We start from the raw sequence: 25617 nt of genomic DNA, 5'->3' as shown, positions 1-25617 counted from the left end.
ATGACGGTCATGTCCCAGGGTCACGGCGCCAACGATCAGCGCGCCCAGTTGGAGGCGCTATATGCCGCCATGGCCCCCAAAGGGCTGCTGCCGCTGTGGGAAAGCCTGCATGCGCTGGTCCTGGCCGAGCCGCAGTCCCCGGCCAAGCCCTGGCGGTGGAGCTATGACGAGGTGCGCGACCATTTGATGCGCGCGGGCGACATCATCAGCGCCGAACAGGCGGAGCGCCGCGTGCTCATCCTGGAAAATCCGGGCCTTGGCGGCCTGTCCGCCATAACCCCCAGCCTGTACGCCGGATTGCAGCTGATCCTGCCGGGCGAGGTCGCGCCGTGCCACCGGCATTCCCAGAATGCGCTGCGCTTCGTGATGGAAGGCAGCGGGGCCTTCACTGCGCTGGACGGGGAAAAAGCGGTCATGCAGCCTTTCGACCTGGTGCTGACGCCTGCGGGGCAGTGGCACGACCACGGCAACCAGACCGACCAGCCGATGATCTGGCTCGACGGGCTGGACATTCCCACCGTCCGCCTGTTCGACGCCAGCTTTGCCGAGCGGCTGGATGTCGCGGCCCATCCCGAAACGGTGCCGGCCGGCGACACGCTGACCCGATATGGCCACAATATGCGCCCGTTGCGCGGGAGCCTGGCGGACCGTCGCCCCAGCGCGCGCCCGCTGTTTCATTATCGCTATGCCGATTGGCGGCCCGCGCTGGATGCGATGGCGTCGAGCGCCGAGATCGACCCGCATTTCGGCCATGCGCTGGAATTTCTGAACCCCGCCGATGGCGGCCCCATCCTTTCGACCATTTCCGCGCATGTCCGCCTGCTCCCCGCAGGTTTTGAAACCAGGACGCGGCAGGCGACCGACGGCACGGTGTTCGTGCTGGTCGAAGGCGAAGCGACGCTGGAACTGGGCGATCAGGAAATCCGGCTGGGCGCGCGCGACATGGTTGTCATACCATCCTGGGTTCCCTACCGCTTCCAGGCGCATTCGCAGACGATATTGTTCGGCTATTCCGACAAGGCTTCACAGATGAAGCTCGACCTCTACCGGGAGTGCAACCATTGACCCTCTTGTTCGACCCTCAGTCGCCCGTTCTGGCCCCGACGAGCGACGGCCATGATTTCCCCGTCCGCCGCATTTTCTGCATCGGCCGCAACTATGCCGATCATGCCAAGGAAATGGGCGTCGAGGTGGATCGCGAAGCACCCTTCTACTTCACCAAATGGGCCGAAACGGTCGTGCCCAGCGGTCCCATCGCCTACCCGACGATGACCGGCAACTATCATTATGAAGCCGAACTGGTCGTCGCCATCGGCAAGGGCGGTCGCGACATTCCCGCCGACAAGGCGGTCGACCATATCTATGGCTATGCCACCGGCCTCGACATGACCCGCCGCGACCTTCAGCTCGACGCGCGCGCCAAGGGGCGTCCGTGGGACGCGGGCAAGAATGTCGAGCAATCCTCCCCGCTCGGCACGCTCCACCCGATCAGCGAGACCGGGGAATTGTCGACCGGCGCCATTCGCCTGACCGTCAATGGCGAGGTGAAGCAGCAGGCCGACCTTGCCGACCTGATTCATCCGGTGTCTGAACTCATCGCCTTCCTCTCGCGCGCCTATCGGCTGGAGCCGGGCGACCTCATCTACACAGGGACGCCAGCTGGCGTCGGCGCGGTCGTGCCGGGCGATGAAATCATCGTGTCGATCGACGGCCTTGCCGATACCAAGGTCATAATCACGCCGGTCGCCCATGACTGACATGATCCTGCACGGCTTCTGGCGATCCTCCGCGTCCTGGCGCGTGCGGATCGCCATGGGACTTAAGGGCCTGACATGGTCGGATCGCACCTATCGCCTGCGTGCGGGCGAGCAGCGGTCCGACGCCTATATGGCGATCAACCCGCAGGGGCTGGTGCCAGCCCTGGAAGTGGACGGCACGGTGCTGACGCAAAGCATGGCCATCTGCGAATATCTGGACGAATGTTATCCCGATCCGCCGCTATTGCCCGCCGACCCGCTGATGCGGGCGACCGTGCGGGGGTTCGCCCAGGCCGTTGCATGCGATATTCACCCGGTCCAGAACCTCAAGATCCTGCGCATGCTGGCAGCGCGCGGACTGGATGAGGACGCTGTGCAGGGCTGGGCGCGCGAGGTGATCGAGACCGGGCTTGAAGCCTGTTCGCGGCTGATTGCCGATCGGGAAGGGCCATATTGTTTCGGCGATCAGGTGACGCTGGCCGACATCGTCCTGATCCCGCAACTGGGCAATGCCCGTCGCTTTGGCGCGCGCACGGATTTTCCCCGGATCGAGGCTGTGGAAGCGGCCTGCAACGCCTTGCCCGCCTTTGCCGCCGCGCGGCCCGATCGCCAGCCAGACGCCGAGTAAGGATGTCGTTAGCGGGAGACGATCAGGCCCGTGCCGGTCCGGTCGATTGCCGTTCGATCATCTTGTAATCGACGTAGATCGCCAGCGGCTGGGTTTCAGGCGGCTCGCCGCGCAGCGTTGCGACGAGCCGCTCTGCCGCCCGTTCGGCGATCAGGGCCAGCGGCTGCCGGATGGTGGTCAGTTCCGGCCAGATTTTGACGGCGATCGGCGTATCGTCGAAACCCGTGATCGACAGGTCGTCCGGCACCGAAATCTTGTTGCGCAGCGCCACGTTCACGAACGCCGCCGCCATGTCGTCATTCCCCGCGATGACGGCGGTGAAATCCCGCTGCGTGGTCAGCACGCGCTCCGCCAGGGCCAGGCCCGCCTCGAACGTCGGGGGTGCTTCCCAGACCAGCTTCATATCGGCGACGACAGCTTCGTCGCCGAGCGCGCGCAGATAGCCCTTCAGACGGGAGGCCGCCACCAGCGAAGTCGGCAGCGTGACGATGGCGATCCGGCGGTGCCCCTTGCCGAGCAGCATGAGCGTCATTTCATAGGACGCCTGTTCATCGTCGATGCGCACGCAATCCATGTTGCGCAGGTCGCCGCCGGGTGCCAAGCCGATCATCGGCACGTCATGCCTTTCGGGCAGACCCGCGGCGCTAGCGATCTCGCAGACCGGCGGCGGCAGCAACAGGCCGTCAATGCCGCTTCGGATCATCCTTTCGATGCCGCCGACAGGATCGGAGAAGTCGTATATTTCCAGCACCAGCTGCACGCCAAGGCGCGATGTGGCGCGCAGGCTGCCAACCAGCATGGCGCTCAACAGCGCGCTGTCAATGTCGCGGTGGAGCAGGCCGATCCGCAGCGTCTTGGCCGCCGCCAGGCTGCGGGCGGCGGAATTGGGCGTGTAGTTGAGCGCCTTCACCGCCTTCAAAACGGCTTCGCGCGCGACCGGGTTGACGAAGCTCTTGTTGTTGATGACGTTGGAGACCGTCATGGCCGATACGCCAGCCTCCCGCGCGACTGCCGTGATCGTGGGGCCTTTCGCGCCTCTCCGGCGTTTACGGGTAGTGTCCGGGCTCGTCATGTCATCCCTGGTCGGTTGGCGAAGGACATCGTCATAAGCGGGGATTGGCAAACAATCCACACTCTGACGACCAGGCCCATTGGCCGGGCTGGTTCGGCCAATCAGTCACCGCCGCGGATGCGGAACTTGGCCGGCTCCTGCTTCAGGACCGGGGTGCCACCGGCCAGCGAGACGCGGAAATTTTCCAGCTGGGGATCGCCCGTCCGCTCCATCTCGGCCAGCATCAGACGCTGCATCTCATCGACCTTGGCCTTGTAGGCGGGATCGGCGATCAGATTGTTCCGCTGGCCCGGATCAGCCTCCAGATCATAGAGCGCCATGGGATAGCCCATCACATATTGCTTCACGCGCGCGGCGATGCGCGCGTCCGTTTCCGCGGCCTTCGCCATGGCGGGGAAGGTGAGACCCCACATGCTTTCGATCTTGAGTTCGGTCTTGCCGTTCGCCCAGGCGGTGTAATGGAAGGCGTGGCGTTTGTCCTGCAAGGTGCGCGAAGGGTAGAGCATCCCGCTCGACACATAGTCGACATAGGACATGATGAACGGCTTGTCCTGCGCCGCGCCGCCCTTCAGCATCGGAACCCAGGATTGCCCGTCCAGCTCTGCGATCGGCTTTGCCTGCAACAGCTCGATCAGCGTCGGCAATATGTCGAGGTTGGTCGTGAGCGTATCGAAGCGGCGCGGCTTTCCCATGCCGGGGTAGCGCAGCAGCACGGGCGTACGGATGCCATGGTCATAGACGCTGGCCTTGGCAAAGGGCATCGGCATGCCATGATCCGCCACGAACAGGACGATCGTGTCGTCCCAAGTGCCGCTATCCTTGAGAGCCTTCAGAATATTGCCCACGGCGATGTCGAGGCGTTGCACCGAATTCCAATATTGCGCCATCTCCTCCCGAATATCGGGCAAGTCTTCGAGATTGGCGGGGATCGGAACCTGGCCCGCCTTGAGCGGCCGGGCGATGCGATACGGGCCGGTCTGCTCGTGATCGATTTCCTGCGCATCCTCCGCGCCATAAAATGGCCGGTGCGGATCGTTGATGTTGCAGTTGATGAAGAAGGGTTTGTACTGGGCCTGCGCTTCCGTGACGGCAAGGCGGAGCATGTCGGCATGCACCATGGGATGACGGTCCTTGCCTTCCTGCTTTAAGTCCCAGGGGAAGGAGGAGGCGGGCTGCATATGGCCGATCTTGTGGCTGGCGGCGCAATAATAGCCTTCGGCAGCCAGGGTGGTGCATAGCGTCGGCATACCCTCCCGCATCGGGAAGAAGCCGTTGCCGCCATTCTTGTGCGGCAACAGGCCGCTCATGAACGCCTGGCGCGAGGGCATGCAGATCGGCGCTACGGTACGCACCTGCTCAAAGACATGGCTTTGCGCGGCGAGGCTGTCGAGATTGGGGGTGAGGCCGCGCCGTCCGTTCATGAAGCCGAGCGCCGACCAGTCCACATCGTCCGATGTGATGAGCAGCAGATTGTGGCGCTTGCGCGGATCACGCTTCACATAGTCGACCGCCTGGGCATAGCGGGGAAACGCGGCCATGATGGCGGCGGCTGCGCTGGCCTGCAAAAACCTGCGCTTGCGTTGGTTGATCATCCCATCCTCCCTTGCGGCCACCGTCGCGTCACCCTGCGGGGCCGGCCGGTCCGTCACTTGATATGCTGCCTTGTGCAAATGCAGTCTTGCCCACTTCTGCGATATAATCAATATAGCGCTAAATTAAACTGAGATTGCGGGACAGGAGGGGGCATGGCCTTGAAAGAGCTGTATCGGGGCGTAATGCTGGCTCCGGCCTGCGTCGCCGGGCTTTTTGCCCTGACTACGCCGCTGGTCGCCGCGCCTGAAGCGCGGCAGTGGCGGGATCTTAACCGCAACAATCAGCTAGACCGCTACGAGGATTCGCGCCTGTCGGTCGAGGAGCGGGTCGACGACCTGATGGCGCGCATGACCATCGAGGAAAAAGTCGGCCTGATGGTGCATGCGAGTCTGCCGGGGCATGGATCGGCGATCGGCGTGTCGTCGACCGGCTATGACATGGCGCGGGTGCGCGCCATGATCGAAGGTGGGAAGATCAACAGCTTCATCACCCGGATCGTGGTGAAGCCGGCGGAATTCGCGCGCCAGAACAATATGGTGCAGAAGATCGCCGAGGGCACAAGGCTGGGTATTCCGGCAACGATCAGCACTGATCCGCGCCACCATTTTCAGGCCACGATCGGCGCGAGCACGACGGGCGGTGGCTTCACCCTGTGGCCCGATACGCTGGGATTTGCGGCGCTGGACGATGCCGATCTCGTCCGCCGGTTTGGGGATATTGCGCGGCAGGAATATCGCGCCGTCGGCATCCATATGGCATTGTCGCCCCAGGCCGATGTGGGTAGCGAGCCGCGCTGGTCCCGCTTTTCCGCGACATTCGGTTCCGACCCCGCAACCATCTCCCGCCTGGCGGGCGCCTATGTGGAAGGGTTCCAGGGCGGCGCGACCGGCGTGACGCCAACGGGCGTCGCGACCGTGGTCAAGCATTGGGTCGGCTATGGCGCGGAGCCGGAAGGGTTTGACGGGCACAATCATTATGGCCGCAACGTCCATCTGACCGATGCGTCATTTGCCGATCATGTCCGCGCGTTCGATGGCCCGCTTGCAGCGGTGAGCGAGGGCGTGATGCCCACCTATGTCGCGTTGCATGGCCCCTCGATTGGCGGCAAGCCGGTCGAGCCGGTCGGCGCAGGGTTCAGCAAACAGGTGCTGACCGACCTGCTGCGTGGCGAAAAGGCATATCGGGGCCTGATCATTTCGGACTGGTCGATCACGCGCGACTGCCCGGAGACCTGCGTATCGCCGGATGCGGATCATCCCCAGGCGCCGCAGGCGATCGGCATGCCATGGGGCGTGGAAAAGCTGAGCGTCGCCGATCGATTCGCCAAGGGCGTGGACGCCGGCATCGACCAGTTCGGCGGCGTGGATGATGCCGCCCCGATATTGGAAGGCGTGCGCAGCGGCGCAATTTCGGTCGAGCGAATCGACGATTCGGCGCGGCGCATATTGGCGCTCAAGTTCCGGCAGGGCCTGTTCGACAATCCCTATGTCGACGAACAGGCCGCCGCCAGGCTGGTCGGCAATGCTAAGTGGCAGAGCGAGGCGGACAAGGCGCAGCGGCAAAGCCAGATACTGCTGCGCAACGAGGGCGGATTATTGCCGCTGAAAGGGCGCAAGAAAATCTGGCTTTATGGCGTGGATGAGGCTGTTGCGGCTTCAGCGGGCTATGTCGTCGTCAAAGACCCGTCCGAGGCCGACATAGCGCTGGTGCGCGCCGCCACGCCGTTCGAAAAGCTGCACCCTTTCCATTTTTTCGGGTCGCGGCAGCATGAAGGGCGGCTCGACTTCGGGGCCGATGATCCGGCACTGGTGGCGCTCAAGCGGGCGGCGGCGCTTGTGCCCGTCATTGCCGCGGTGGAGATGGATCGACCCGCGGTGCTCACCGCCCTCATGCCGCATGCCAAGGCCGTGCTCGTCAATTTCGGCACAAGCGACGTGGCTCTGTTCGACATAGTTTCGGGGCTCAGCCCGGCCTGCGGTCACCTGCCCTTCGCGCTTCCGGCATCCATGGCCGCGGTCGAACGCCAGCGCCCGGATTTGTCAGACGATGAGGAGGCGCTGTTCCGCCGGAACGCGGGCTTGTGTTTGAAATGAGTTGGCGGCCTTTGTACCGAAATATTCAAACCTCTGGCGCGCGAGGCACCGTTGCAAAACTGTATCGCTCATTACGCGATCGTCGGCATGAGTACGATGATATAATTGACAGCGCTGCCATATTGAATTACCGCTACATCAATAGGTAGGGCCCTCAGGCTTCTGAACGATGGGGGGCGCGAAATAAGGCAGGCCGTGTTGACAGGTCGCCATAACAGGGGGAGGGTATCGTGGCTTCACAGGGTCATCGTCATTATCTGGGATTCTTGCTCGCGGGGGCCGCGATGGCATGCTGCGGCGCTGCAATGGCGCAGGAGCAGGCGGGGGAAGCGGATGGCGCAAGCGAAGCCATCATCGTTACCGGTTCGCGCGTGGTTCGTAACGGCGCGGACATGCCCACGCCGGTCACGGTGGTCGGCGCGGACCTGATTGCGCAAACCGGCGCGACGCAGCTGTCGCAGGTCATCAACGACCTGCCCGTCGTGCGCACCGATACCAGTTCGACGACGGCGTTCGTCGGCGGTGGCGGCAACGGCCCCGGCAACAATCTGATCAACCTGCGCGGTCTGGGCGCGGTTCGCACCCTCGTGCTGGTGGACGGGCTGCGCTTTCCCGCGACGACCTTCACCGGCCTGTTCAACACCGACCTCATTCCAAGTTCGCTGGTGTCGCGGCTGGACATCGTCACCGGCGGCGCGTCGGCGGCCTATGGTTCGGACGCTGTGGCCGGTGTCGTCAACATCATCCTCAACAACAAGCTGGAGGGAATTCGCGCTTCGGCGCAATATGGCGTGACGGACGCTGGCGATGGGGATGAGCAGAAATACTCGTTCGGCGTGGGCCAGAAATTCCTGGATGGCCGTCTGCACATCATCGCCGGGCTTGATTATCAGGACCGGAAAAGGACGGGCAACTGCTATTCGCGCAGCTGGTGCGCCCAGGAATATGGCGTCATGTCGAACGCCAATTCCGCGCAGAACGGCCTGCCGGCCCTGATCATCTCGCCCGACGTGCGTTGGTCCCAGAATACGCCCGCTGGCCTGATCGTCAGTTCCAGGCTGACCAATGCATTTGGCGAGCAACAGGTGTCGGACGATGGCACGACGCTGCTGCCCTTCACCTTCGGCCAGCTCTACGCGCCCAATAACAACCAGATGATCGGCGGGTCGCGCCGCGGCATCAATCCTGCCAGCAGCGCCTTCGATCTTCAGGGGCCGCAAAAGCGCCTGGCCGCCCTCTTCCGGGCGGAAGCGGAACTGAGCGACAATCTGAAGGCGTGGGTGGACAGCTCCTACGGTCAGACGGACAATCAGGGCACGTTCGCGCAGTTGCGTTCGGGTAACCAGAACGCCGCAGGCACATTGCGGGCGGGGCCGCCCAACACCGGCGCGATCACGCTGTCGGTCAACAATCCCTTCCTTCCCGCCCAGTTGCGCAGCCAGATGCAGCAGATCGGCCTGGCGAACGTCAACATCGGCAAGGCGGGCGATGGTCTGCTGGTTCCGATCGTCGACTATCATGTCGAAAGCTATCGGGTCGCCGCCGGCCTGAAGGGCGATCTGGGCGGCTGGACCTGGGACGCCAGCTATGTCCGGGGCGTCAGCAAGCTGGATAATGTCGCGCGCAACATCATCAATCAGAATAATTTCTCGCGCGCGGTTCAGGCCGTCAACGGCACGGGCGCCAATGCCGGCAGGATCGTCTGTGCGGTCAACCAGTCGGCGACCACGGATGCCGCTTGTCAGCCGCTCAACCTGTTCGGCGTCGGCACAGCCAGCGACGCTGCGCTGCAATATGTTTATGGCACGGCCGTTCAGCGGTCCAGGATCACGCTGGACGACGTCAGCGCGAACGTCCAGGGGCAGCCTTTCGACGCCTGGGGCGGACCGGTTTCGGTCGCGGCGGGCGCGGAATATCGCACCGAAAGCATCGCGGCGGATGTCGACCCCGTATCGGCCGCCGGTGGCTTTATCCAGAATTACAGCGCCCTGCACGGACGCAGCAAGGTGTTCGAAGTCTATGCCGAGGCCAATGTGCCGCTGCTGTCCAACGTTCCCCTTGCCGAGACGCTGGAAGTCAATGGCGCGGTGCGGCACGCCCATTATAAATTCTCCAGCCCCGAAGCGCCCCTGGCGGGCGGCGCCGTTGGCCCTGCGGACTCCAGCTTCAACGCAGTCACCTGGAAGCTCGGCTTGGTCTACAAGCCGGTAGACTGGCTGCGGATGCGCGGCACCATTTCGCGCGACTTCCGTGCGCCGAACATGAACGAGCAATATATCCTGCCCAACGTCCAGAACAGCGCGATCCTGGACCCGGCGACCAATACCAGCACGCAGGTCGCCACCCAGTCCGGCGGCAACCCGAATCTGCGCCCGGAAATTTCGCACACCAAGACCTTCGGCGTCACGATCCAGCCTGCGGCGATACCCAATCTCCAGCTGTCGGTTGACTATTATGACATCAAGGTAACCGGCTATATCGCGGCCGTGGGCGGTCCCACTCTGGTCACCCAGTGCTTCCAGGGCGCGCAGGATGCATGCGCCTTCGTCACCCGCGATGCCAATGGCGTTCTGACCTTCATCCGCAACATCTCTGCCAACGCGAACGAGTTGCAGGTCAAGGGCTTCGACGTCGAACTGGGCTATCGCAAGCAGATCGAGAATATCGGTACGCTGGACCTGCGCATCCTGGGCACGGCCTATACGAAGCTGACCTATGTCAACGCGGGATCGCCACTGAACGGCAAATGCCAGAACGGCACGGTCACGCAGCAGGCCTATCCCAGCATGTCCTGCTATCAGATCAACACGCGGGCCACCTTCACCAGCGGGCCGCTGACTTTGGGCATGCAGTCGCGCTATATTCCCAAGGGCAAGTTCGGCACCACCTATGTCGGGCCGCAGGATGACGGCTATAGCCCGACCCTGCCGAACAGCATCAACGACAACCGCGTCAAGGCGGTTACCTATGTCGACGTGAATGCGAGCTATCGCATCATCGACAATGGCCCGCGCATGGTGGAAGTGTTTGGCGCGATCAAGAATGCGTTCAACACCAACCCGCCGGTGGCACCGGCCAACAATATCGGCACCAACGCCAATCTTTACGACGTGCTGGGTCGCACCTTCCGCGTCGGCGTGCGGATGGCCTACTGATCGGACCAGTGCCAGATAAGGGGCCGCCGCGATTTCGATCGGGGCGGCCTTTTCTTTTGAGCCTGTCGTTTCCTTTCTGTGACCCTAATTGTCGTGGCCCTGAAGGCTCGTGTCGCCATATTTGCATCTGCCCCACTGTTGCCATAGGCCGTTCGCCGAGCGACAGTCGGTAATGAGGTGAGATTTTTGGTCACGATCTATGATGTGGCGGCCAAGGCCGGCGTCGGCATGAAAACCGTCTCCAGAGTTCTCAACAACGAAGCCCATGTCCGCCCTGCCATGAAGGAACGGGTCATGAAGGCGATCGACGAACTTGGCTACCGCCCCAATCTGGCGGCGCGGCAATTGGCGGCCAGCCGATCCTTCCTGATCACCTTCATATTGAGCGACGTTTTCAGCAGCTATCAGACGAGCATGCTGGTGGCCGCATCGACCGAATGTCGTCTGCGCAATTATCATCTCGTGGTCGAGGTAAGGGATCAGGACGAGACTGCGGAGAGGCTGGTCGAGCGGGTGACGGCAAATCTGCGCCCAGACGGCATCATGCTGGTCCCGCCGCTCAGCAACGACGCCGCGATTGTCAGGGCGATTGAGAGCAAGGGAACCCGGCTCGTCAGGGTCGCGTCCACCCTGTCGGGCTATGGCGACATCGTTCCTGTCAGGGACACGGACGTCAGCCGCAAAATGGTGGCGCATATCGCTGCGACGGGAAAGTCGCGCATCGCCCTCATCGCGCCGCCGTTCGAGAGGGCCGCCGCCAGCGAACGGGTGACCGGCTATCGGTCCGCCCTTGCCCAGGCGCGCCTCCGCTATCGTGCCGACTATGTCGTGAAGGGGGATTTCACCTTCGCGTCCGGCAAGGCCGCCGCCGAGCAGCTTCTGGCCCTGCCCGAACCCCCCGACGCCATTTTCGCCACCAACGACGCGATGGCGCTGGGCGCGATGGCGGCGGCGCGGCAGATTGGCCGGGACATACCCCGCGACATAGCGATTGCAGGCTTCGACGATTCGCCGGGCAGTCGCACCATGTACCCGCCGCTGACGACGGTGAGGCAGCCGATTCCGGGCATGGCGCGCAATGCCATTTCCGTCCTTCTGGGCCATGCCGACGCGCTGGAGGAACTGGTGCCCGAACTCATCATCCGCGGGTCCACGCAACCGGGAGCGACCGCTGACGTGCATGGCGAGGACATGTAAGGCGCGACATTGACAGCGCTGCCAATTGCGATATTACCGCTCTAAACAGATTGGAGGGGTCATGAAGAGGCTGCGTCTATACGGGTTGCTGGCGGCGGGTATGGTGTTGGCGACATGCCCCGCGACCCTGCTGTCCGCGCGCCCCGCGCAAAAGGCGGCCAGTCCCGCCAAGGTCGAACCGGCGCGCAAGCCGCGGAATGTGGTTTTCATCCTGCTGGATGACCTGCGCTATGACGGCATGGGCTTTTTGCAGCCGGAACTCAGAACCCCCAATATCGACCGGCTGGCGCGGGGCGGCACCTATTTTCCCAATACGGTGGTCACGTCGTCGCTGTGCAGCCCCAGCCGCGCGACCATCTTGACGGGCGAAACCGCGCGCAACCATGGCATTGTCGACAATGCGAATTCGTCGGAAGCCGGGCTGACCTTTTTCCCGTCCTATCTGCAGAAGGCGGGTTACCAGACCGCCTTCATCGGCAAGTGGCATATGGGCAACGACGTCGACACGCCGCGTCCGGGCTTTGACAAATGGGTCAGTTTCCGGGGGCAGGGGAGCTATTATCCTGCGAGCGGCGATCCCGATGCAGCCGTGCAGGGCGGCGAAACGACGATGTGGAACGTGGATGGCAAGAAGGTCGCGCAGCAAGGCTATATTACCGATGAGCTGACCGACTACGCCATGAACTGGCTGGAAAAGGAACGCGACAAGAGCAAGCCGTTCTTCCTGTATCTGAGCCACAAGGCGGTCCATTCGGACCCTCTGCCGCCGCCGCGCTACCGCCATCTGTACGATCGGACCGATTTCAAGATTCCGGCCAGCGCCGCCAACATGCCCGAAAATTACAAGGGCAAGCCGATGTGGGTCTATAACCAGCGAAACACATGGCACGGCATCGATTTCTTCTTCAACACCGATATGAAGATGACCGAATATCTGCGCTATTATTATGGCGCGCTTGCTGCGGTCGATGACAGTGTTGGACGCATTGCCGCCTATCTGAAGGCGAACGGGCTGGAAAAGGATACGCTGGTCGTCTTTACCGCCGACAACGGGTTTCAGATCGGCGATCATGGCCTGATCGACAAGCGGACTGCCTATCAGGCGTCGGTACGCGTGCCGATGGTCATGTATGAGCCGGGGACGGTGCCGGCCGGTGCGGTCAACACCGGGCGGATACGCAATCTCGATTATGCGCCGACCTTCCTGGACCTGGCCGGGGTCGAGCAGCCAGCGCAGTTCGAAGGAGTCAGCGCATGGCCGCTCATTACCGGCAAGGTCGCGGACAAGGACTGGAAGGCGCCCGACTTCACCTATGAATATTATTGGGAATGGGCCTATCCCATGACGCCGGGTACATTCGCCATTCAGCGCGATAACCTGAAATATATCCAATATTACGGCGTCTACGACACCGACGAACTCTATGATCTGGCGCGCGATCCTGACGAAATGCACAATCTGATCGACGATCCGGCCTATCTTCAGGCCAAGGTCGATCTGCGCAAGGCGTTGTACCAGCAACTGGCCAATCGCGACGGTCGCCACGCCATTCCCTATGGCGAACGCAACGCCATCGGCAGCGTGCGGCGCAACCGCGCGGGAACCGGCGCTGCGCCTTTCCCGGACAGCTGGCTGGTGGAACCCAATCGCGTGGACAGGAAGGATAATGTCCTGCCCGACAGCGTCGCCAAGCAGCGCGCGCATGATGAAGGCAAGGCATTCGTTCGGTTCCCGGTGCTTGGTTCGCCGGAAGCGAATGAGAATGCGGGAATCAAGGATTGACGGCACGGACGCCTGATGTGCCGCCGGTGACGTGCCCGCCGCGCCGGGCGGGGCTGGCCATGGCAGCGGCGGCGCTGCTTGCGGCCGCGCCTGCCATGGCGGCCCAGGACGAACCGGGATGCCTGGACCAGCGCCTGTCGGCGACGCTGATCCGTCTCCAGCCCAAAAGGTCGCGCCTGACGGCCGTGATCGCCCCGACGCTGGGTGGACAGCTGGTCGGGTTGCAGCTGCGCCGGGCGGGCAAGAGCCACGAACTTCTCTATCGCGGCATGGATTTCTGCCCGCAGCCCGGCTTTGCGGGCAAGGCGATGGTGATGTGGCCTGCAACGGGACGCACCTTCGCCGCCGATCCGTCACAGGGCAAGGCTGATAAGGCCGCCGGCTGGCAATGGCAGGGGAAGCTCTGGCCGATGCCGATCCATGGCTTTGCCAAAAATGGCGCATGGTCGGTCGTTACCCCGCCAAAGGGGGCGAGCGGGGCGAGCGTCACGATCGCGTTGCGTGACACGCCCGAAAGCCGCGCGCTGTTCCCATTCCCGTTTCGCCTATCGATCACCTACGCGCTGCGTGGCGACCGGATCAGCGTCACCCATCAGGTCACGAACCCTGGCGATGTGGCGATGCCCTTTTCGATCGGCAATCACATCACCTTCGCCTTGCCGCTTGGCGGGCAGGGCGACGCTGCCGACGCAAGGATCAGCGCCGATGGGCGAGGGCGGCTTTTGCTGGACGCCTATGGACGGCCCGCAGGCACAGCCGCATTCGACCCCCTTAAAGCCGCGCGCCTCTCCTCGCTTGGCACCGAAACGGCACTTCCTCTGCTTTGGTCGGGTTTTCGGCGTCGTCCCGCCGTCACGCTGACGCAGCCTGGCGTGGGATCGATCATGATCATGCAACAGGCGCGGGGTCCGGCGGAGCGCGATGTCGTTGCCTTCAATCTCTGGGGCAATGTCGAGAAGGGCTTTTTCAGTCCAGAGCCATGGTATGGGCGGCAGAATGCGCTGTCCGGTGGCGGCGTCGTGCTGCTGCCGCCGGGACAGAGTTTCACATGGGCGTTCTCCGCCGACATTCGTTTGTAGTTCATGGCAGGGCGTGCGTTCGTCCTGCGGCAGAAGGGATCAGGGAAGCATGATGAGCAGGCAGCGCAGGCAGAGGGCGGGTTTGTGGGTGCAGGCGGCAATGCTGGCGCTGGCCCCCTGCGCCATGTCGCAGTCCGTTGTCGCCAGGACCAGCGCGCCGGGACAGGCCGCCCCGCAGCAGCAGCGCATGAACGTCCTCTTCCTGATCGCCGACGATCTGAACACCCGGACCAGCGCGACCGGCTTCAAGCCGGTCCAGACCCCCAATCTGGACCGGCTGGCGAAGCGATCCGTGAACTTTGCCAACGCCTATTCGCAATATCCCTGGTGCGGGCCGAGCCGCGCCTCCTTCCTGACCGGGCGACGGCCCGACACTACCGGCGTCTGGGATTTGAAAACCAAGTTTCGGGCCAATTTGCCCGGCGTCGTGACCCTGCCGCAATATTTCCGCCAGAATGGCTATTTTACCGGGCGCGTGGGCAAAATCTATCATCAGGGCGTGCCCGGCGACATCGGGACCAGCGGGCCTGACGACACGCCATCATGGGACCGGGTCGTCAATCCTGCCGGGCGGGACAAGATCAATGAACGGGATGGCCGGATGACCATCCTCAACCCGCATCCGTCCGGGCGGCTGGGCAGCGCGCTCGCTTTCCTGGCGGATGAAGGGACGGATGAGGAGCAGACCGACGGCAAGGTCGCGTCCGAAACCATCGCCATGTTGAAAGAGCATCGGGACGGCCCCTTCTTCATTGCCGCCGGTTTCTATCGCCCGCACGTCCCCGAAGTCGCGCCCAAAAAATATTTCGACATGTATCCGCTGGACAAGGTCAAGTTCGAACCGGAGGACCCGGCGGCGCTGGCCAAGGTGCTGCCCGCGTCCTACGGACTGGTCGGCTTCCAGAATCTGGACCTGACCGTCGATCAGCAGCGCAGCTTCGTGCGCGCCTATTACGCCGCCACATCCTTCATGGACGCGCAGGTCGGCCGCGTGCTGGATGCGCTCAAGCCGCTGGGGCTGGATCGCAACACGATCATCATATTCACCAGCGACCACGGCTTCCTGCTGGGCGAACATGGCCAGTGGGAAAAGCAGATGCTGTTCGAAGGATCTGTGAAGGTGCCGCTGATCATCAACATGCCCGGCGCGAAAGGCAATCGGCGCGTGTCGAGGAAGATGGTCGAACTGGTCGATCTCTATCCGACCATCGCGGAGATCGCCGGACTGCCCAAGCCCGATGGCCTTGAAGGCGACAGTTTGAAGCCGCTGCTGGACAATCCGGCGTCGAAGGCGTGGACGCAGCCCGCCTATAGCCAGGTGCAGGGCGGTCGCAGCGTTCGCGTCGCCCGCTGGCGCTACACGGAGTGGGAGAAGGGCAAGCTGGGCGCGGAACTCTATGATGAGGATCGCGATCCGGGCGAGACGCGCAACCTGGCGGCTGATCCACGCTATGCCCACATCGTCCAGCGGTTAAAGGCGATGTTGCCTACAGCGCCGCCAGGTCCACGTTATGGTGTTGGCGGTGCCGAATAGTGGATGATTATCGGGTAGAAATTGGCTTGCTGTTGCCAAAATCGATACACAAGTTTCATCTTCTGTGACTTGCTGTGCCGCGAGAGCAACAGCCGCCTCTACCGACCGCTGACAGATTGCGGTCATAGTATAATGTAAACTCGCCGGTGTTGTTACGGCGATCTTTGTCAAAAGTTTGTTGCTAATGCTGCCATTGAAGGCAACGTGTGGATGGAATTATCGCTCAATCCTGCGGCGCTGTTAAGTGTTATGCAGCGGAATAGCTGGGCTGCCTGTTCCTCATCGCGTTTTAGGCGGCGTGGACAAATTGAGCCAGTATCTGGTGGTTGCGATTTGGACCATTCCAAGGAAGCTGTTGGCCAGTTGATCCTATTGGGTCGCCTTGGCGCGGTTGATCTTGAGCTGACCGAACATGCGCTCGATGCGATTGCGCTGCTTTCAGAGCGCCCGACCATGTTCGATTTTCCCGCGGCGGTTTGACCCACCGGAATGACGGCCTCGATATCTCGTTCGGCAAGGCGGGCACGGATTGCTTCGGCGTCATAGCCCTTGTCGGCTAGCAAGGCGTCAGGTGCGCGCTCGGGTAGGTCGATCAGGGCGTCATGGGCTTTGCAGTCTGCCGCCGACGCCCGGATAAATCCATGGACGACGTATGGACCAAATCTGCCATTTCAACCAATAAAAATCCATTAAGTTATTGATTTTACTGGTGACCCCTACGGGAATCGAACCCGTGTTTCAGCCGTGAGAGAGAGCCGCCAAGACGTCTGGGGACACTCTGGGATGCATTTAATTTCATATACTTAGCATTGTGGCATCCTTGCGAATCCAAGGCAGTCCTGCTATAGCAAAAGGACAAGAAATCGGATGGTCCCTTTCGCTTATGGCTCGCATAGTTGCCGACATTCGTATCCAGGATCGGGCCGTGCGCCTGCGCCTGCCGGTCAAGACCAAGGCCTATTGGCGGCTCGTCTCCGAGGGCTTCCATATCGGCTATTACAAGGGCGCGCGGAAGGTCAGCTGGGTGGTCCGTTTCCGGCGCACCGATGTGCCCAATGCCTATTTGAACGCCACGTTGGGCGAGCCAGACGACGTCCGTGACGCTGACGATGATACGATCCTCAGCTGGAAGCAGGCGCTGGCAAAAGCGCTCGAATGGGTCGAGCGGCAGACGAGCGGTGCGCCGGCAGCGCTTGACCCCAACATCACCGTCGGGACGGCGATCTCGGCCTATGTCGTGCGACGCGACGCGCGGCGCGCGGCACAGGCGGGAAGGGATGTCCGGTCGGATGCCCATTACAAGCTCAACAAGCATGTCCTCGGCGACAAGCGGATGGCAGGGTTGGCACTCAAGGATTTGTCGGAGGCGGATCTGCGCGCCTGGCAGAAGCGACTGGCCCGACAGAAGTTCACCAGCACGCAGCGGCTGCTCAACGATTTCAAGGCGGCCCTCAATGCGGCCTGGGCAGAGCATCGCAAGGTTCTTCCGGTCGATCTGCCGCTGACCATCAAATATGGCTTGTCCCTCGAAGCCCCGGCGGTGACCGAGTCGAAGGCCCGTGAGAACCAGATTTTGGCCGATGCCGAGGTGCGCCGGATCGTCGCGGCCGCCTGCGCCATGGACGAGGATCTGGGGCGTCTGGTCGCGGTCATGGCGGCGACCGGTGCCCGATTCGCCCAGTTGCGGCGGATGCAGGTCGCGGATGCGTTGCTGGAGCGGAACCGGCTCATGATCCCGCAATCCTACAAGGGGAATAAGAAGAACAACGAGCATATCCGCGTGGCGATCGGCGACGATATCGTCGAACTGCTGAAGCCGATCGTGGAGGATCGGTCGTCGAGTGCGCCGTTGTTGGAACGTTGGCGTGTCCGGCAGGTCTCGGCGGTCAAGTGGGAGCGTTACGAACGAGGGCCATGGAAATCGCCCTCGGAAATGACCCGAAGCTGGAATCAGGTTGTGAAAGAGGCAGGGCTCCCAGCCGCAACCATCCCTTATGCATTACGGCACAGCTCGATCGTTCGGGGCCTCCGCATGGGACTGCCGATTCGCCTCGTGGCCGCGCTGCACGACACCTCCGTCGTGATGATCGAGCGGCATTATTCCCGGTGGATCGTCGATGGTCTGGATGATTTGGTGGCTCGAGCGGTCGTGCCCCTTGTGGATCTTGCTGCCTGAGATGGATGAAGGGCGCCAGCCGATCGTACTGCTGTAGCTGGTGGGATAAATGGAAGTCGAGACTTATCCTGAGGTTCTTTCGTTTCGTGGCCTGTTCATCGCCGGCCCTAACTCATGCAGCAGGCAATCGACGACCTGCTGCACCTTTGGGAGCAAATGGCGCCGCTGGGGATAGACCGCCCAGATCGGTTCATCGTCGGGTTGCATGTCTTCCAGCAGCAGTTCGACCATGCCATGCTTCAGGTACGGCAGGATGTAGAAATCGGGTAGCTGGCAGATGCCCAGGCCGGCAACGCACGCTTCCATCACTGCCTGGCCGCTATTGCAGCGGAACCGCCCCTGGGGCCTGTGAATGACTTCCTGGCCGTCCACCTTGAAATGCCACGTGGCCGCAGAGCCCGCGATACATTCATGCTGATCCAGCGCCTCCACCATTGTCGGTCGTCCAGTCGTGGCAAGGTAACTGGGCGCAGCACAGGTATAAAGTGTGCGTGAGGCAACTCTCGTCGCGATCAGGCGCGAGTCAGTGATTGTGCCTGTTCGCACAGCCAAATCGAAGCCCTCGGCAATCAGATCGGTCACCCGATTGGTGAGTTCGATGGACACATTAAGTCTGGAATGTCGCATGGCAAAGCGACGAATGATTGGCGAGATAAAACGCTCCCCCATGGCTGTGGAGCAGGTGACCCGTAACTCGCCTTGGGGCTCGCTTCGGTCTCCGATCAGCGCAATGGCTTCGTCTCGTTCCTGGGCTATCCGTTCACAGCGCTCGAAAAAAACGCGCCCGGTGTCGGTTAGGCGGACGGTGCGTGTGGTGCGGTGGAACAGTTGCGCCTGTACTCGTTGCTCCAGCGCCATGATCGATCGGCTGACATGGGTCGTCGAGACGCCTAACGATTGCGCCCCGCGCGTGAAAGAGCCTGTCGTCGCAACGCTAACAAATTCGTCGATCCCGTCCCAACTCGACATTTATTATCCCTAATAGGAAATAATTATTTGCTGAATGACTATATTATCACAGCGCGAGCGAATTGCTAGAACCTGAGCACGAAAAGAATATCGGAGGGGCCTGTGGTTTGGCTAACGAGCATCTTCGCATGGTGGTGCGAGAATTTTGCCGGTTGCGCCGAGCCACATCAGCTCATTTCCGACCTTGATCACGAGCAGGAGTGAGACATGAAGACCCGCGCCGCCGTCGCCTTTGAAGCGAAGAAGCCCCTGGAAATCGTCGAGGTAGACCTGGAAGGGCCCCGAGCTGGTGAAGTGCTGGTCGAGATCATGGCGACCGGCATCTGCCATACCGATGCCTATACGCTCGACGGCTTCGACAGCGAGGGTATCTTCCCCTCGATCCTGGGTCATGAAGGCGCGGGCATCGTGCGTGAGGTCGGCGCGGGCGTCACTTCGGTCAAGCCGGGTGATCACGTGATTCCGCTCTACACGCCGGAATGCCGCCAGTGCAAAAGCTGCCTCAGCGGCAAGACCAACCTGTGCACCGCGATCCGCGCGACGCAAGGCAAGGGTCTGATGCCCGACGGCACGACGCGCTTTTCCTACAAGGGCCAGCCGATCTTCCACTATATGGGCTGCTCGACTTTTTCGAACTTCACCGTGTTGCCGGAGATCGCGGTGGCGAAGATCCGCGAGGACGCGCCCTTCCAGTCGAGCTGCTATATCGGTTGCGGCGTGACGACCGGCGTGGGCGCGGTCATCAACACGGCCAAGGTGCAGGTGGGCGACAATGTCGTTATCTTCGGCCTGGGCGGCATCGGTCTCAACGTGATCCAGGGCGCGCGCCTTGTCGGTGCGAACAAGATCATCGGCGTCGACATCAATCCCGACCGTGAGGAATGGGGCCGCAAGTTCGGCATGACCGACTTCCTCAATTCAAAGGGGCTGAGCCGGGAAGAGACGGTGGCGAAGGTCGTGGAACTGACCGACGGCGGCGCCGACTATACGTTCGATGCGACCGGCAATACCGAAGTTATGCGTACCGCGCTGGAAGCCTGCCATCGCGGCTGGGGCACATCGATCATCATCGGCGTAGCCGAAGCGGGTAAAGAAATCGGGACGCGTCCCTTCCAGCTCGTCACAGGCCGCAACTGGCGCGGCACGGCCTTCGGCGGCGCCAAGGGCCGAACCGACGTGCCCAAGATTGTCGACATGTACATGGCCGGCAAGATCGAGATCGACCCGATGATCACCCATGTCATGGGTCTGGAGGAGATCAACACCGCCTTCGACCTGATGCACGCCGGCAAGAGCATTCGCAGCGTGGTTGTGTTCTGACATTCATTTTTGATAGAGTCGGAGAATAAATATGGCAGTGATTTCGGGTGATGGCGTGTTTTCGCACGCCTGCGTCGGCGCAAGCGATCTGGCAGTTTCCACGGCGTTTTACGACGCCGCACTGGCGCCTTTGGGCGTGAAGAATTTGGGGCCCTTTGGTGACAGCGCCATTCTGTATGGCAAGGACAAGCCGGCCTTTCCGGTCCTGCGTCCGGGCAACGGTGAAGCGCCATCCGGCAACGGTGTGACCATCGGCTTTGCGACCTCCAGTCAAGCTGACGTCGATGCATTCCACGCCGCTGGCGTTTCGGCGGGTGGTGCGTGTGAAGGCGCAGCTGGCCCTCGCGGTCACTTGCCCGGCGCCTATGCCGCCTATCTGCGCGATCCGGCCGGGAACAAGGTCTGCGCCTATTTCTTCAGCGAGTGAATGATGGCCCTGGAAACCGTTTCAACCAACAAAAGCCATGGCGGGGTCCAGGGCGTCCATAAACATGCTTCCAGCGTGACGGGGACGGAGATGACCTTCTCCGTCTTCGTGCCGCCCCATGCGGAAGGCGTGAAGCTGCCAGTGGTCTGGTATCTGTCCGGACTTACCTGCACCCATGCCAATGTGACGGAAAAGGGCGAGTTCCGTTCAGCCTGCGCGGAGCTGGGGCTGATCCTCGTCGCGCCGGACACCAGCCCGCGCGGAGAGGGCGTCGCCTACGATCCGGCCGGAGCCTATGATTTCGGCCTTGGCGCGGGCTTCTATGTCGACGCAACCGAGGCGCCCTTTGCGCTCCATTATCGCATGTGGTCCTATGTGACGGAGGAGTTGCCCGCATTGATCGCGGCGAACTTCCCCGCCGATATGGAACGCCAGTCGATCATGGGCCACAGCATGGGTGGCCACGGCGCTCTGACCATCGGCCTCAACCATCCCGATCGGTACAAGGCGGTGTCGGCTTTCTCTCCGATCGTTGCCCCTTCGCAGGTGCCCTGGGGAAAGAAGGCGCTGATGGGCTATCTGGGAGAGGACAGCGCCGTTTGGCGCAGACATGATGCCGTCGCGCTGATCGAGGATGGCGCCCGGTTGCCTGATCTGCTGGTCGATCAAGGCGATGCCGACCAGTTTCTGGCCGAACAGCTTCGTCCCGAATTGCTGGAGGCGGCCTGCAAAAGCGCGGGCCAGCCGCTGACGCTGCGGATGCAGTCCGGCTACGATCACAGCTATTATTTCATTTCCTCCTTCATGGCCGATCATTTGCGCTGGCATGCGGAACGGCTAATGAAAGGGACGAACTAATGGTCCAGATCATCATTGCCGACCGGAATGGATCGGAACGGCCGATCGAAGCAGAAGCCGGCCTGTCGCTCATGGAAGCGATCCGCGACAGCGGCCTGGATGAATTGCTGGCGCTGTGCGGCGGATGTTGTTCCTGCGCGACCTGCCATGTCTTTATCGAGCCGGACGCGGCGATGCCCGCGATGAGCGAGGATGAAAACGACCTGCTCGACAGTAGCGATCATCGCAGTGACCGGTCGCGTCTCTCCTGCCAGATTCCCCTGACGGCCGAGATGGACGGTCTTCGGGTCACCATAGCGCCGGAAAATTGAAGACGATGAACGATGATCTGCTTGTCCGTTATTATGCGGCCTTCAATCGCGGCGACAGTGCGGCGATGCTCGATTTATTGACGCATGATGTCGTGCATGAACCCTCGCAGGGTGCGGTGCGGAGGGGGAAGACAGCCTTTGCCGAGTTTCTCGACCATATGAACCGCTGCTACAGGGAACAGGTCATTGATCCGGTGTTCCTGACCTCGGCTGACGGGCAACGGGCGGCGGGGGAATTCATGCTGAAAGGGGAATATCTGGAAACCGATACCGATCTGCCCCCGGCATCGGGCCAGCGTTACCTTCTGCGCGTCGGCGCCTTTTTCGAACTGCGCGATGGCCTGATCGCGCGGGTCAGCAATCATTATAATCTGGCCGGTTGGCTGGATCAGGTGAAGGCGGGTTGATGCAGGCGGACCTCGTCGAGCAGATCCGGGTCGAGTGCATTTGCAAGGACGACATGTCGCTGCACGCGCTCGCAACCTTGCGCATGACTGTGTTTCGCAGCTGGCCCTATCTTTATGATGGTAGCGTCGATTATGAAGCCGGCTATCTGGCCGAGTTTCTGAGCGACGAGGCGGCCGTGTTGGTGGTCGCACGGCTGGGGGAAATTCCCGTGGGCATGGCTACCGCATCGCCCATGGCGACTCAGTCTGATGCCGTCAAATCTCCCTTTCTGGCCGCCGGCGTCGATGTCGATAGCTTCTTCTATTTCGGCGAGTCCGTGCTGCTGCCCCAGTTTCGCGGGCTCGGCCTGGGTCATCGCTTCTTCGACGAGCGCGAGGCGGCGGCGCGCAAGGCCGGTGCGAGTAGCGCTGTCTTTTGCGCGGTGTCGAGGGATGCGGACCATCCCTTGCGACCGGAAAGCGCACGCGACCTCACCCCCTTCTGGCACAGGCGCGGCTATCGCCTTGCGCCGCGCTTCACCATGAACATGCGCTGGAAGGAAGCCGGGCAAGCTAAAGAGAGCGAACATCTGATGCGCTTCTGGTTGAAGCAGCTATAGGCGTCCAAATGACAGATTTCCGTATTGCCGCCGCGCAATATCCGATCGAGCTTCTACTCACCTACGGCGCTTGGGAAATTAAGATCAGCCGCTGGGTGTGGGAAGCGGCGGAACAGGGTGCGCAACTCCTGCTTTTCCCAGAATATGCTGCGATGGAATTGGCGGGCGGCGATCCTGACGCTGCGGCGGATTTGCAGGCCTGGCTGCATCATGTCATGGCGGTCGGGGAGCGGATCGACGAACTACATCGCCATTTTGCCATTCACTATGAGGTGACGATCCTGGGCGGCAGCCGCCCATGCCGGGATAATCGGGGATTGATCGTCAACCGTGCCCGCCTTTTTTGCCCGGACGGCAGTTCCGGTCATCAGGACAAGATCGTCATGACCCGATTCGAGTGGGAAACCTGGGGCATAGGGGGTGGCGAGGCCATCCATGTGATCGATACACCGGTCGGACGGGTGGGGATAACCATCTGCTATGATGCCGAATTTCCGCTGATCGCGCGTGCGCAGGCAGAGGCGGGTGCGCAAATCATCCTTGTTCCTTCCGCGACCGACAGCATGCAGGGCTTTTGGCGCGTGCGTATCGGTGCGCAGGCCCGGGCGTTGGAAAATCAATGCTATGTGGTTCAGGCGCCGACGGTCGGTGAGGCGCCTTGGTTGCCCTCGCTGGACGAGAATCACGGCTCGGCGGGCATTTACGGGCCGCCTGACGGCATCACGCCGGACAATGGCGTGTTCGCATTTGGCGACCTGAACCGGCCGCAATGGCTGATAGCCGATGTCCGGCTCGATCAGGTCGAGTTGTGGCGCCGGGATGGCACGGTTCTTCCCTTCCGTCACTGGCCCGAACAGCAGGTGCCGCTGCTGATCGCCGATCGAACGGCTGAGTGGGCCATGGCAATGTCGGCAGTCCGCCAGCAATGCGCGGACAGCAGCTATCCAGAACCGATTTTTGATGGGATTTTCGAATGAGTAGTTATGACGTCCTGATCGTGGGTGCGGGCCATGCCGGTGCGCAAGCGGCCATATCGCTGCGGCAACTGGGTTTCGAAGGCTCGGTCGCCATGATCGGCGACGAAAAGGATCCCCCCTATGAACGTCCTCCGCTGTCCAAGGAATATTTCGCGGGCGACAAGAGCTTTGATCGCATCCTGATCCGCCCGGCGAGCTTCTGGGAAGAGCGCGGGATCGACATGCTGCTCGGCCGCCGCGTGAAGGCCGTTGATCCTGTCGGTAAATTTGTGACCGCAGGCGACACGGAAATAGGCTATGGCAAGCTGATCTGGGCCACGGGCGGCTCTCCCCGCATGTTGACCTGCAATGGCGCCGAAGCGCCCAATGTCCATGCCGTGCGCCGCCGCGACAATGTCGACGCGATGATGGCGAAGATCGACCAGATCAACCATGTGACTGTGATCGGCGGCGGCTATATCGGGCTTGAAGCGGCGGCCGTGCTGTCCAAATTCGGAAAGAAGGTCGTGCTGCTCGAAGCGCTTGATCGCGTGCTGGCGCGCGTGGCGGGTGAAGATCTATCGCGCTTTTATGAGGCGGAACATCGCGCCCATGGCGTCGACCTGCGCACCGGCGCACGGATGGACTGCATCGAGGTGACGGATGGCGAGGCGACCGCCGTGCAGATGGCCGATGGCGAGCGGATCGAAACCGACATGGTGATCGTCGGCATCGGCATCATCCCCGAAACCGGCCCGCTGATCGCGGCGGGGGCCATCGGCGGCAATGGCGTGGATGTCGACGAATATTGCCGCACCAGCCTGCCCGACATCTATGCGGTGGGCGATTGCGCGGCGCATGCCAACAGCTTCGCCCGTGGTGCGCAGATCCGGCTGGAATCGGTCCAGAACGCCAACGATCAGGCGAAGACCGCGGTAGGCCATATTATGGGCATGGAAGAGGCCTATAACGCTGTGCCCTGGTTCTGGTCGAACCAATATGATCTGAAGCTCCAGACCGTCGGACTGTCGACCGGGCATGACCAGACGATTTTGCGCGGCGATCCGGCGACCCGCAGCTTCTCTGTACTTTACCTCAAGGACGGCAAGCTGATCGCGCTCGATTGCGTCAATGCGGTCAAGGATTATGTTCAGGGCCGCGCGCATGTGCTGTCCGGAGCGGTGCTGAATCCGACGCAACTGGCTGACGCGTCCACGATGCTTAAGGATGTCACCTGAAAGCAGATGGCGGTGCCTCGATCGTGGAGTTTGCGATTTGCTCAGGCTAATCCAATCAGGAAAGCGAGATACTATTGGGCTAAGCACCGGCTCTGGTGAGGAAGAGGAAATTAGTGGGCAGCCGCGAAGAGAAGAAAATCGCACGACGGCGGGCGATCTTGCAAAATGCGAGGAAGATTTTTCTGGAAAATGGCTATGCTGCAACCACCATGTCCCAGGTTGCGGTCCAGATCGGCGGATCTAGGGTCAGGACCCATTGATATAACCGGCTCGATCTGATTCATGCTCCGCGAGGAGATTGGATTTGAGGGACCTGTATTGGCTGACGGACGAGCAGATGGCGCGGCTTGAGCCGTATTTTCCCAAGAGCGTTCAATCGCTCAGATCCAGTCTCCTCACGGAGCCTGAATCAACTAAATCTAATTACAGCAATGGGTTCTGACCCTAGCACTACTTTGGCAGAAG

The 25617-nt window shown here is 61.9% G+C and carries 23 protein-coding genes and 1 pseudogene; 20 read left to right on the top strand and 4 right to left on the bottom strand.

What is annotated here, in order from left to right:
• The 3 genes from gtdA to maiA are packed head-to-tail and all read left to right on the top strand — an operon-like array spanning window position 1 to window position 2385.
• A complete protein-coding gene (gene gtdA / locus B2V90_RS04550) occupies window positions 1–1065 on the top strand; it encodes a gentisate 1,2-dioxygenase (protein WP_107123314.1) in 1065 nt (354 codons plus the stop codon).
• Window positions 1062–1757 carry a fumarylacetoacetate hydrolase family protein gene (locus B2V90_RS04545; protein WP_228220387.1) on the top strand — a complete coding sequence of 232 codons (696 nt, stop codon included), beginning with the start codon at window positions 1062–1064 and terminating at the stop codon, window positions 1755–1757. The genes gtdA and B2V90_RS04545 overlap by 4 nt, the downstream gene beginning before the upstream one ends.
• Window positions 1750–2385 (top strand): maleylacetoacetate isomerase, encoded by a 636-nt coding sequence (gene maiA, locus B2V90_RS04540; RefSeq protein WP_017183913.1) that lies wholly within the window; start codon window positions 1750–1752, stop codon window positions 2383–2385. Before B2V90_RS04545 ends, maiA begins: the two co-directional genes overlap by 8 nt.
• Before the next feature lie 22 nt (window positions 2386–2407).
• Here the strand turns inward: maiA and B2V90_RS04535 are convergent, their stop codons facing one another.
• Together B2V90_RS04535 and B2V90_RS04530 are read right to left on the bottom strand one after the other, a co-directional pair.
• Window positions 2408–3457 (bottom strand): LacI family DNA-binding transcriptional regulator, encoded by a 1050-nt coding sequence (locus B2V90_RS04535; RefSeq protein WP_228220386.1) that lies wholly within the window; start codon window positions 3455–3457, stop codon window positions 2408–2410.
• A 101-nt stretch (window positions 3458–3558) separates the two neighbouring features.
• Window positions 3559–5049 carry a sulfatase family protein gene (locus B2V90_RS04530; RefSeq protein ID WP_228220385.1) on the bottom strand — a complete coding sequence of 497 codons (1491 nt, stop codon included), beginning with the start codon at window positions 5047–5049 and terminating at the stop codon, window positions 3559–3561.
• Between the two features lie 153 nt (window positions 5050–5202).
• Between B2V90_RS04530 and B2V90_RS04525 the strand changes: the two genes are divergently transcribed.
• The 7 genes from B2V90_RS04525 (at window position 5203) to B2V90_RS04495 (ending at window position 16371) form a co-directional block, all read left to right on the top strand.
• Window positions 5203–7143, top strand: coding sequence for a glycoside hydrolase family 3 protein (locus B2V90_RS04525; RefSeq protein ID WP_228220384.1), 1941 nt, complete (start codon window positions 5203–5205; stop codon window positions 7141–7143).
• A gap of 230 nt (window positions 7144–7373) precedes the next feature.
• Window positions 7374–10298, top strand: a complete 2925-nt coding sequence (locus B2V90_RS04520) for a TonB-dependent receptor domain-containing protein (RefSeq protein WP_228220383.1) — start codon at window positions 7374–7376, stop codon at window positions 10296–10298.
• A gap of 186 nt (window positions 10299–10484) precedes the next feature.
• Window positions 10485–11495: a LacI family DNA-binding transcriptional regulator gene (locus B2V90_RS04515; RefSeq protein ID WP_228220382.1), complete on the top strand. Its 1011-nt coding sequence runs from the start codon at window positions 10485–10487 to the stop codon at window positions 11493–11495.
• Window positions 11496–11556: 61 nt separating this feature from the next.
• A complete protein-coding gene (locus B2V90_RS04510; RefSeq protein WP_293919900.1) occupies window positions 11557–13278 on the top strand; it encodes a sulfatase family protein in 1722 nt (573 codons plus the stop codon).
• Complete coding sequence (locus tag B2V90_RS04505) at window positions 13275–14357, top strand: aldose 1-epimerase (RefSeq protein WP_228220380.1); 1083 nt, start codon at window positions 13275–13277, stop codon at window positions 14355–14357. Before B2V90_RS04510 ends, B2V90_RS04505 begins: the two co-directional genes overlap by 4 nt.
• Before the next feature lie 49 nt (window positions 14358–14406).
• Complete coding sequence (locus B2V90_RS04500; RefSeq protein ID WP_228220379.1) at window positions 14407–15891, top strand: sulfatase; 1485 nt, start codon at window positions 14407–14409, stop codon at window positions 15889–15891.
• 210 nt (window positions 15892–16101) lie between these two features.
• Window positions 16102–16371 carry a hypothetical protein gene (locus B2V90_RS04495; protein WP_228220378.1) on the top strand — a complete coding sequence of 90 codons (270 nt, stop codon included), beginning with the start codon at window positions 16102–16104 and terminating at the stop codon, window positions 16369–16371.
• A 32-nt stretch (window positions 16372–16403) separates the two neighbouring features.
• Here B2V90_RS04495 and B2V90_RS23110 read toward each other — a convergent pair.
• Window positions 16404–16484, bottom strand: a pseudogene (locus tag B2V90_RS23110) (hypothetical protein); the annotation flags it as partial.
• A 290-nt stretch (window positions 16485–16774) separates the two neighbouring features.
• Here B2V90_RS23110 and B2V90_RS04490 point away from each other — a divergent pair.
• Complete coding sequence (locus tag B2V90_RS04490) at window positions 16775–18067, top strand: tyrosine-type recombinase/integrase (RefSeq protein WP_017501547.1); 1293 nt, start codon at window positions 16775–16777, stop codon at window positions 18065–18067.
• A gap of 63 nt (window positions 18068–18130) precedes the next feature.
• On the opposite strand, the gene B2V90_RS04485 is transcribed toward B2V90_RS04490, so the two are convergent.
• A complete protein-coding gene (locus B2V90_RS04485; RefSeq protein ID WP_017501548.1) occupies window positions 18131–19036 on the bottom strand; it encodes a LysR family transcriptional regulator in 906 nt (301 codons plus the stop codon).
• A 207-nt stretch (window positions 19037–19243) separates the two neighbouring features.
• Between B2V90_RS04485 and B2V90_RS04480 the strand changes: the two genes are divergently transcribed.
• The 9 genes from B2V90_RS04480 to B2V90_RS23105 all read left to right on the top strand — a co-directional run bounded on the left by B2V90_RS04480 (window position 19244) and on the right by B2V90_RS23105 (window position 25412).
• Window positions 19244–20356 (top strand): S-(hydroxymethyl)glutathione dehydrogenase/class III alcohol dehydrogenase, encoded by a 1113-nt coding sequence (locus tag B2V90_RS04480; protein WP_017501549.1) that lies wholly within the window; start codon window positions 19244–19246, stop codon window positions 20354–20356.
• 31 nt (window positions 20357–20387) lie between these two features.
• A complete protein-coding gene (locus B2V90_RS04475) occupies window positions 20388–20783 on the top strand; it encodes a VOC family protein (protein WP_017501550.1) in 396 nt (131 codons plus the stop codon).
• A 9-nt stretch (window positions 20784–20792) separates the two neighbouring features.
• A complete protein-coding gene (gene fghA / locus B2V90_RS04470; RefSeq protein ID WP_026109246.1) occupies window positions 20793–21641 on the top strand; it encodes an S-formylglutathione hydrolase in 849 nt (282 codons plus the stop codon).
• A complete protein-coding gene (locus B2V90_RS04465; RefSeq protein WP_017501552.1) occupies window positions 21641–21952 on the top strand; it encodes a 2Fe-2S iron-sulfur cluster-binding protein in 312 nt (103 codons plus the stop codon). The genes fghA and B2V90_RS04465 overlap by 1 nt, the downstream gene beginning before the upstream one ends.
• A 5-nt stretch (window positions 21953–21957) precedes the next feature.
• Window positions 21958–22359: a ketosteroid isomerase-related protein gene (locus B2V90_RS04460; protein ID WP_026109247.1), complete on the top strand. Its 402-nt coding sequence runs from the start codon at window positions 21958–21960 to the stop codon at window positions 22357–22359.
• Window positions 22359–22958 carry a GNAT family N-acetyltransferase gene (locus B2V90_RS04455; protein WP_017501554.1) on the top strand — a complete coding sequence of 200 codons (600 nt, stop codon included), beginning with the start codon at window positions 22359–22361 and terminating at the stop codon, window positions 22956–22958. The genes B2V90_RS04460 and B2V90_RS04455 overlap by 1 nt, the downstream gene beginning before the upstream one ends.
• Before the next feature lie 8 nt (window positions 22959–22966).
• Complete coding sequence (locus tag B2V90_RS04450; protein ID WP_017501555.1) at window positions 22967–23935, top strand: carbon-nitrogen hydrolase family protein; 969 nt, start codon at window positions 22967–22969, stop codon at window positions 23933–23935.
• Window positions 23932–25152 carry an NAD(P)/FAD-dependent oxidoreductase gene (locus tag B2V90_RS04445; protein ID WP_017501556.1) on the top strand — a complete coding sequence of 407 codons (1221 nt, stop codon included), beginning with the start codon at window positions 23932–23934 and terminating at the stop codon, window positions 25150–25152. The genes B2V90_RS04450 and B2V90_RS04445 overlap by 4 nt, the downstream gene beginning before the upstream one ends.
• Before the next feature lie 95 nt (window positions 25153–25247).
• On the top strand, window positions 25248–25412 hold the full coding sequence (locus B2V90_RS23105) for a TetR family transcriptional regulator (protein ID WP_376784574.1): 165 nt from the start codon (window positions 25248–25250) through the stop codon (window positions 25410–25412).
• The last annotated feature ends 205 nt before the right edge of the window (window positions 25413–25617 follow it).

This window comes from Sphingobium sp. UBA5915 (assembly GCF_002431195.1).
In the GTDB taxonomy this organism is placed as follows: domain Bacteria; phylum Pseudomonadota; class Alphaproteobacteria; order Sphingomonadales; family Sphingomonadaceae; genus Sphingobium; species Sphingobium soli.
The sequence above is the reverse complement of the archived record's forward strand: the minus strand, read 5'-3'. Positions and strand labels throughout refer to the sequence as shown.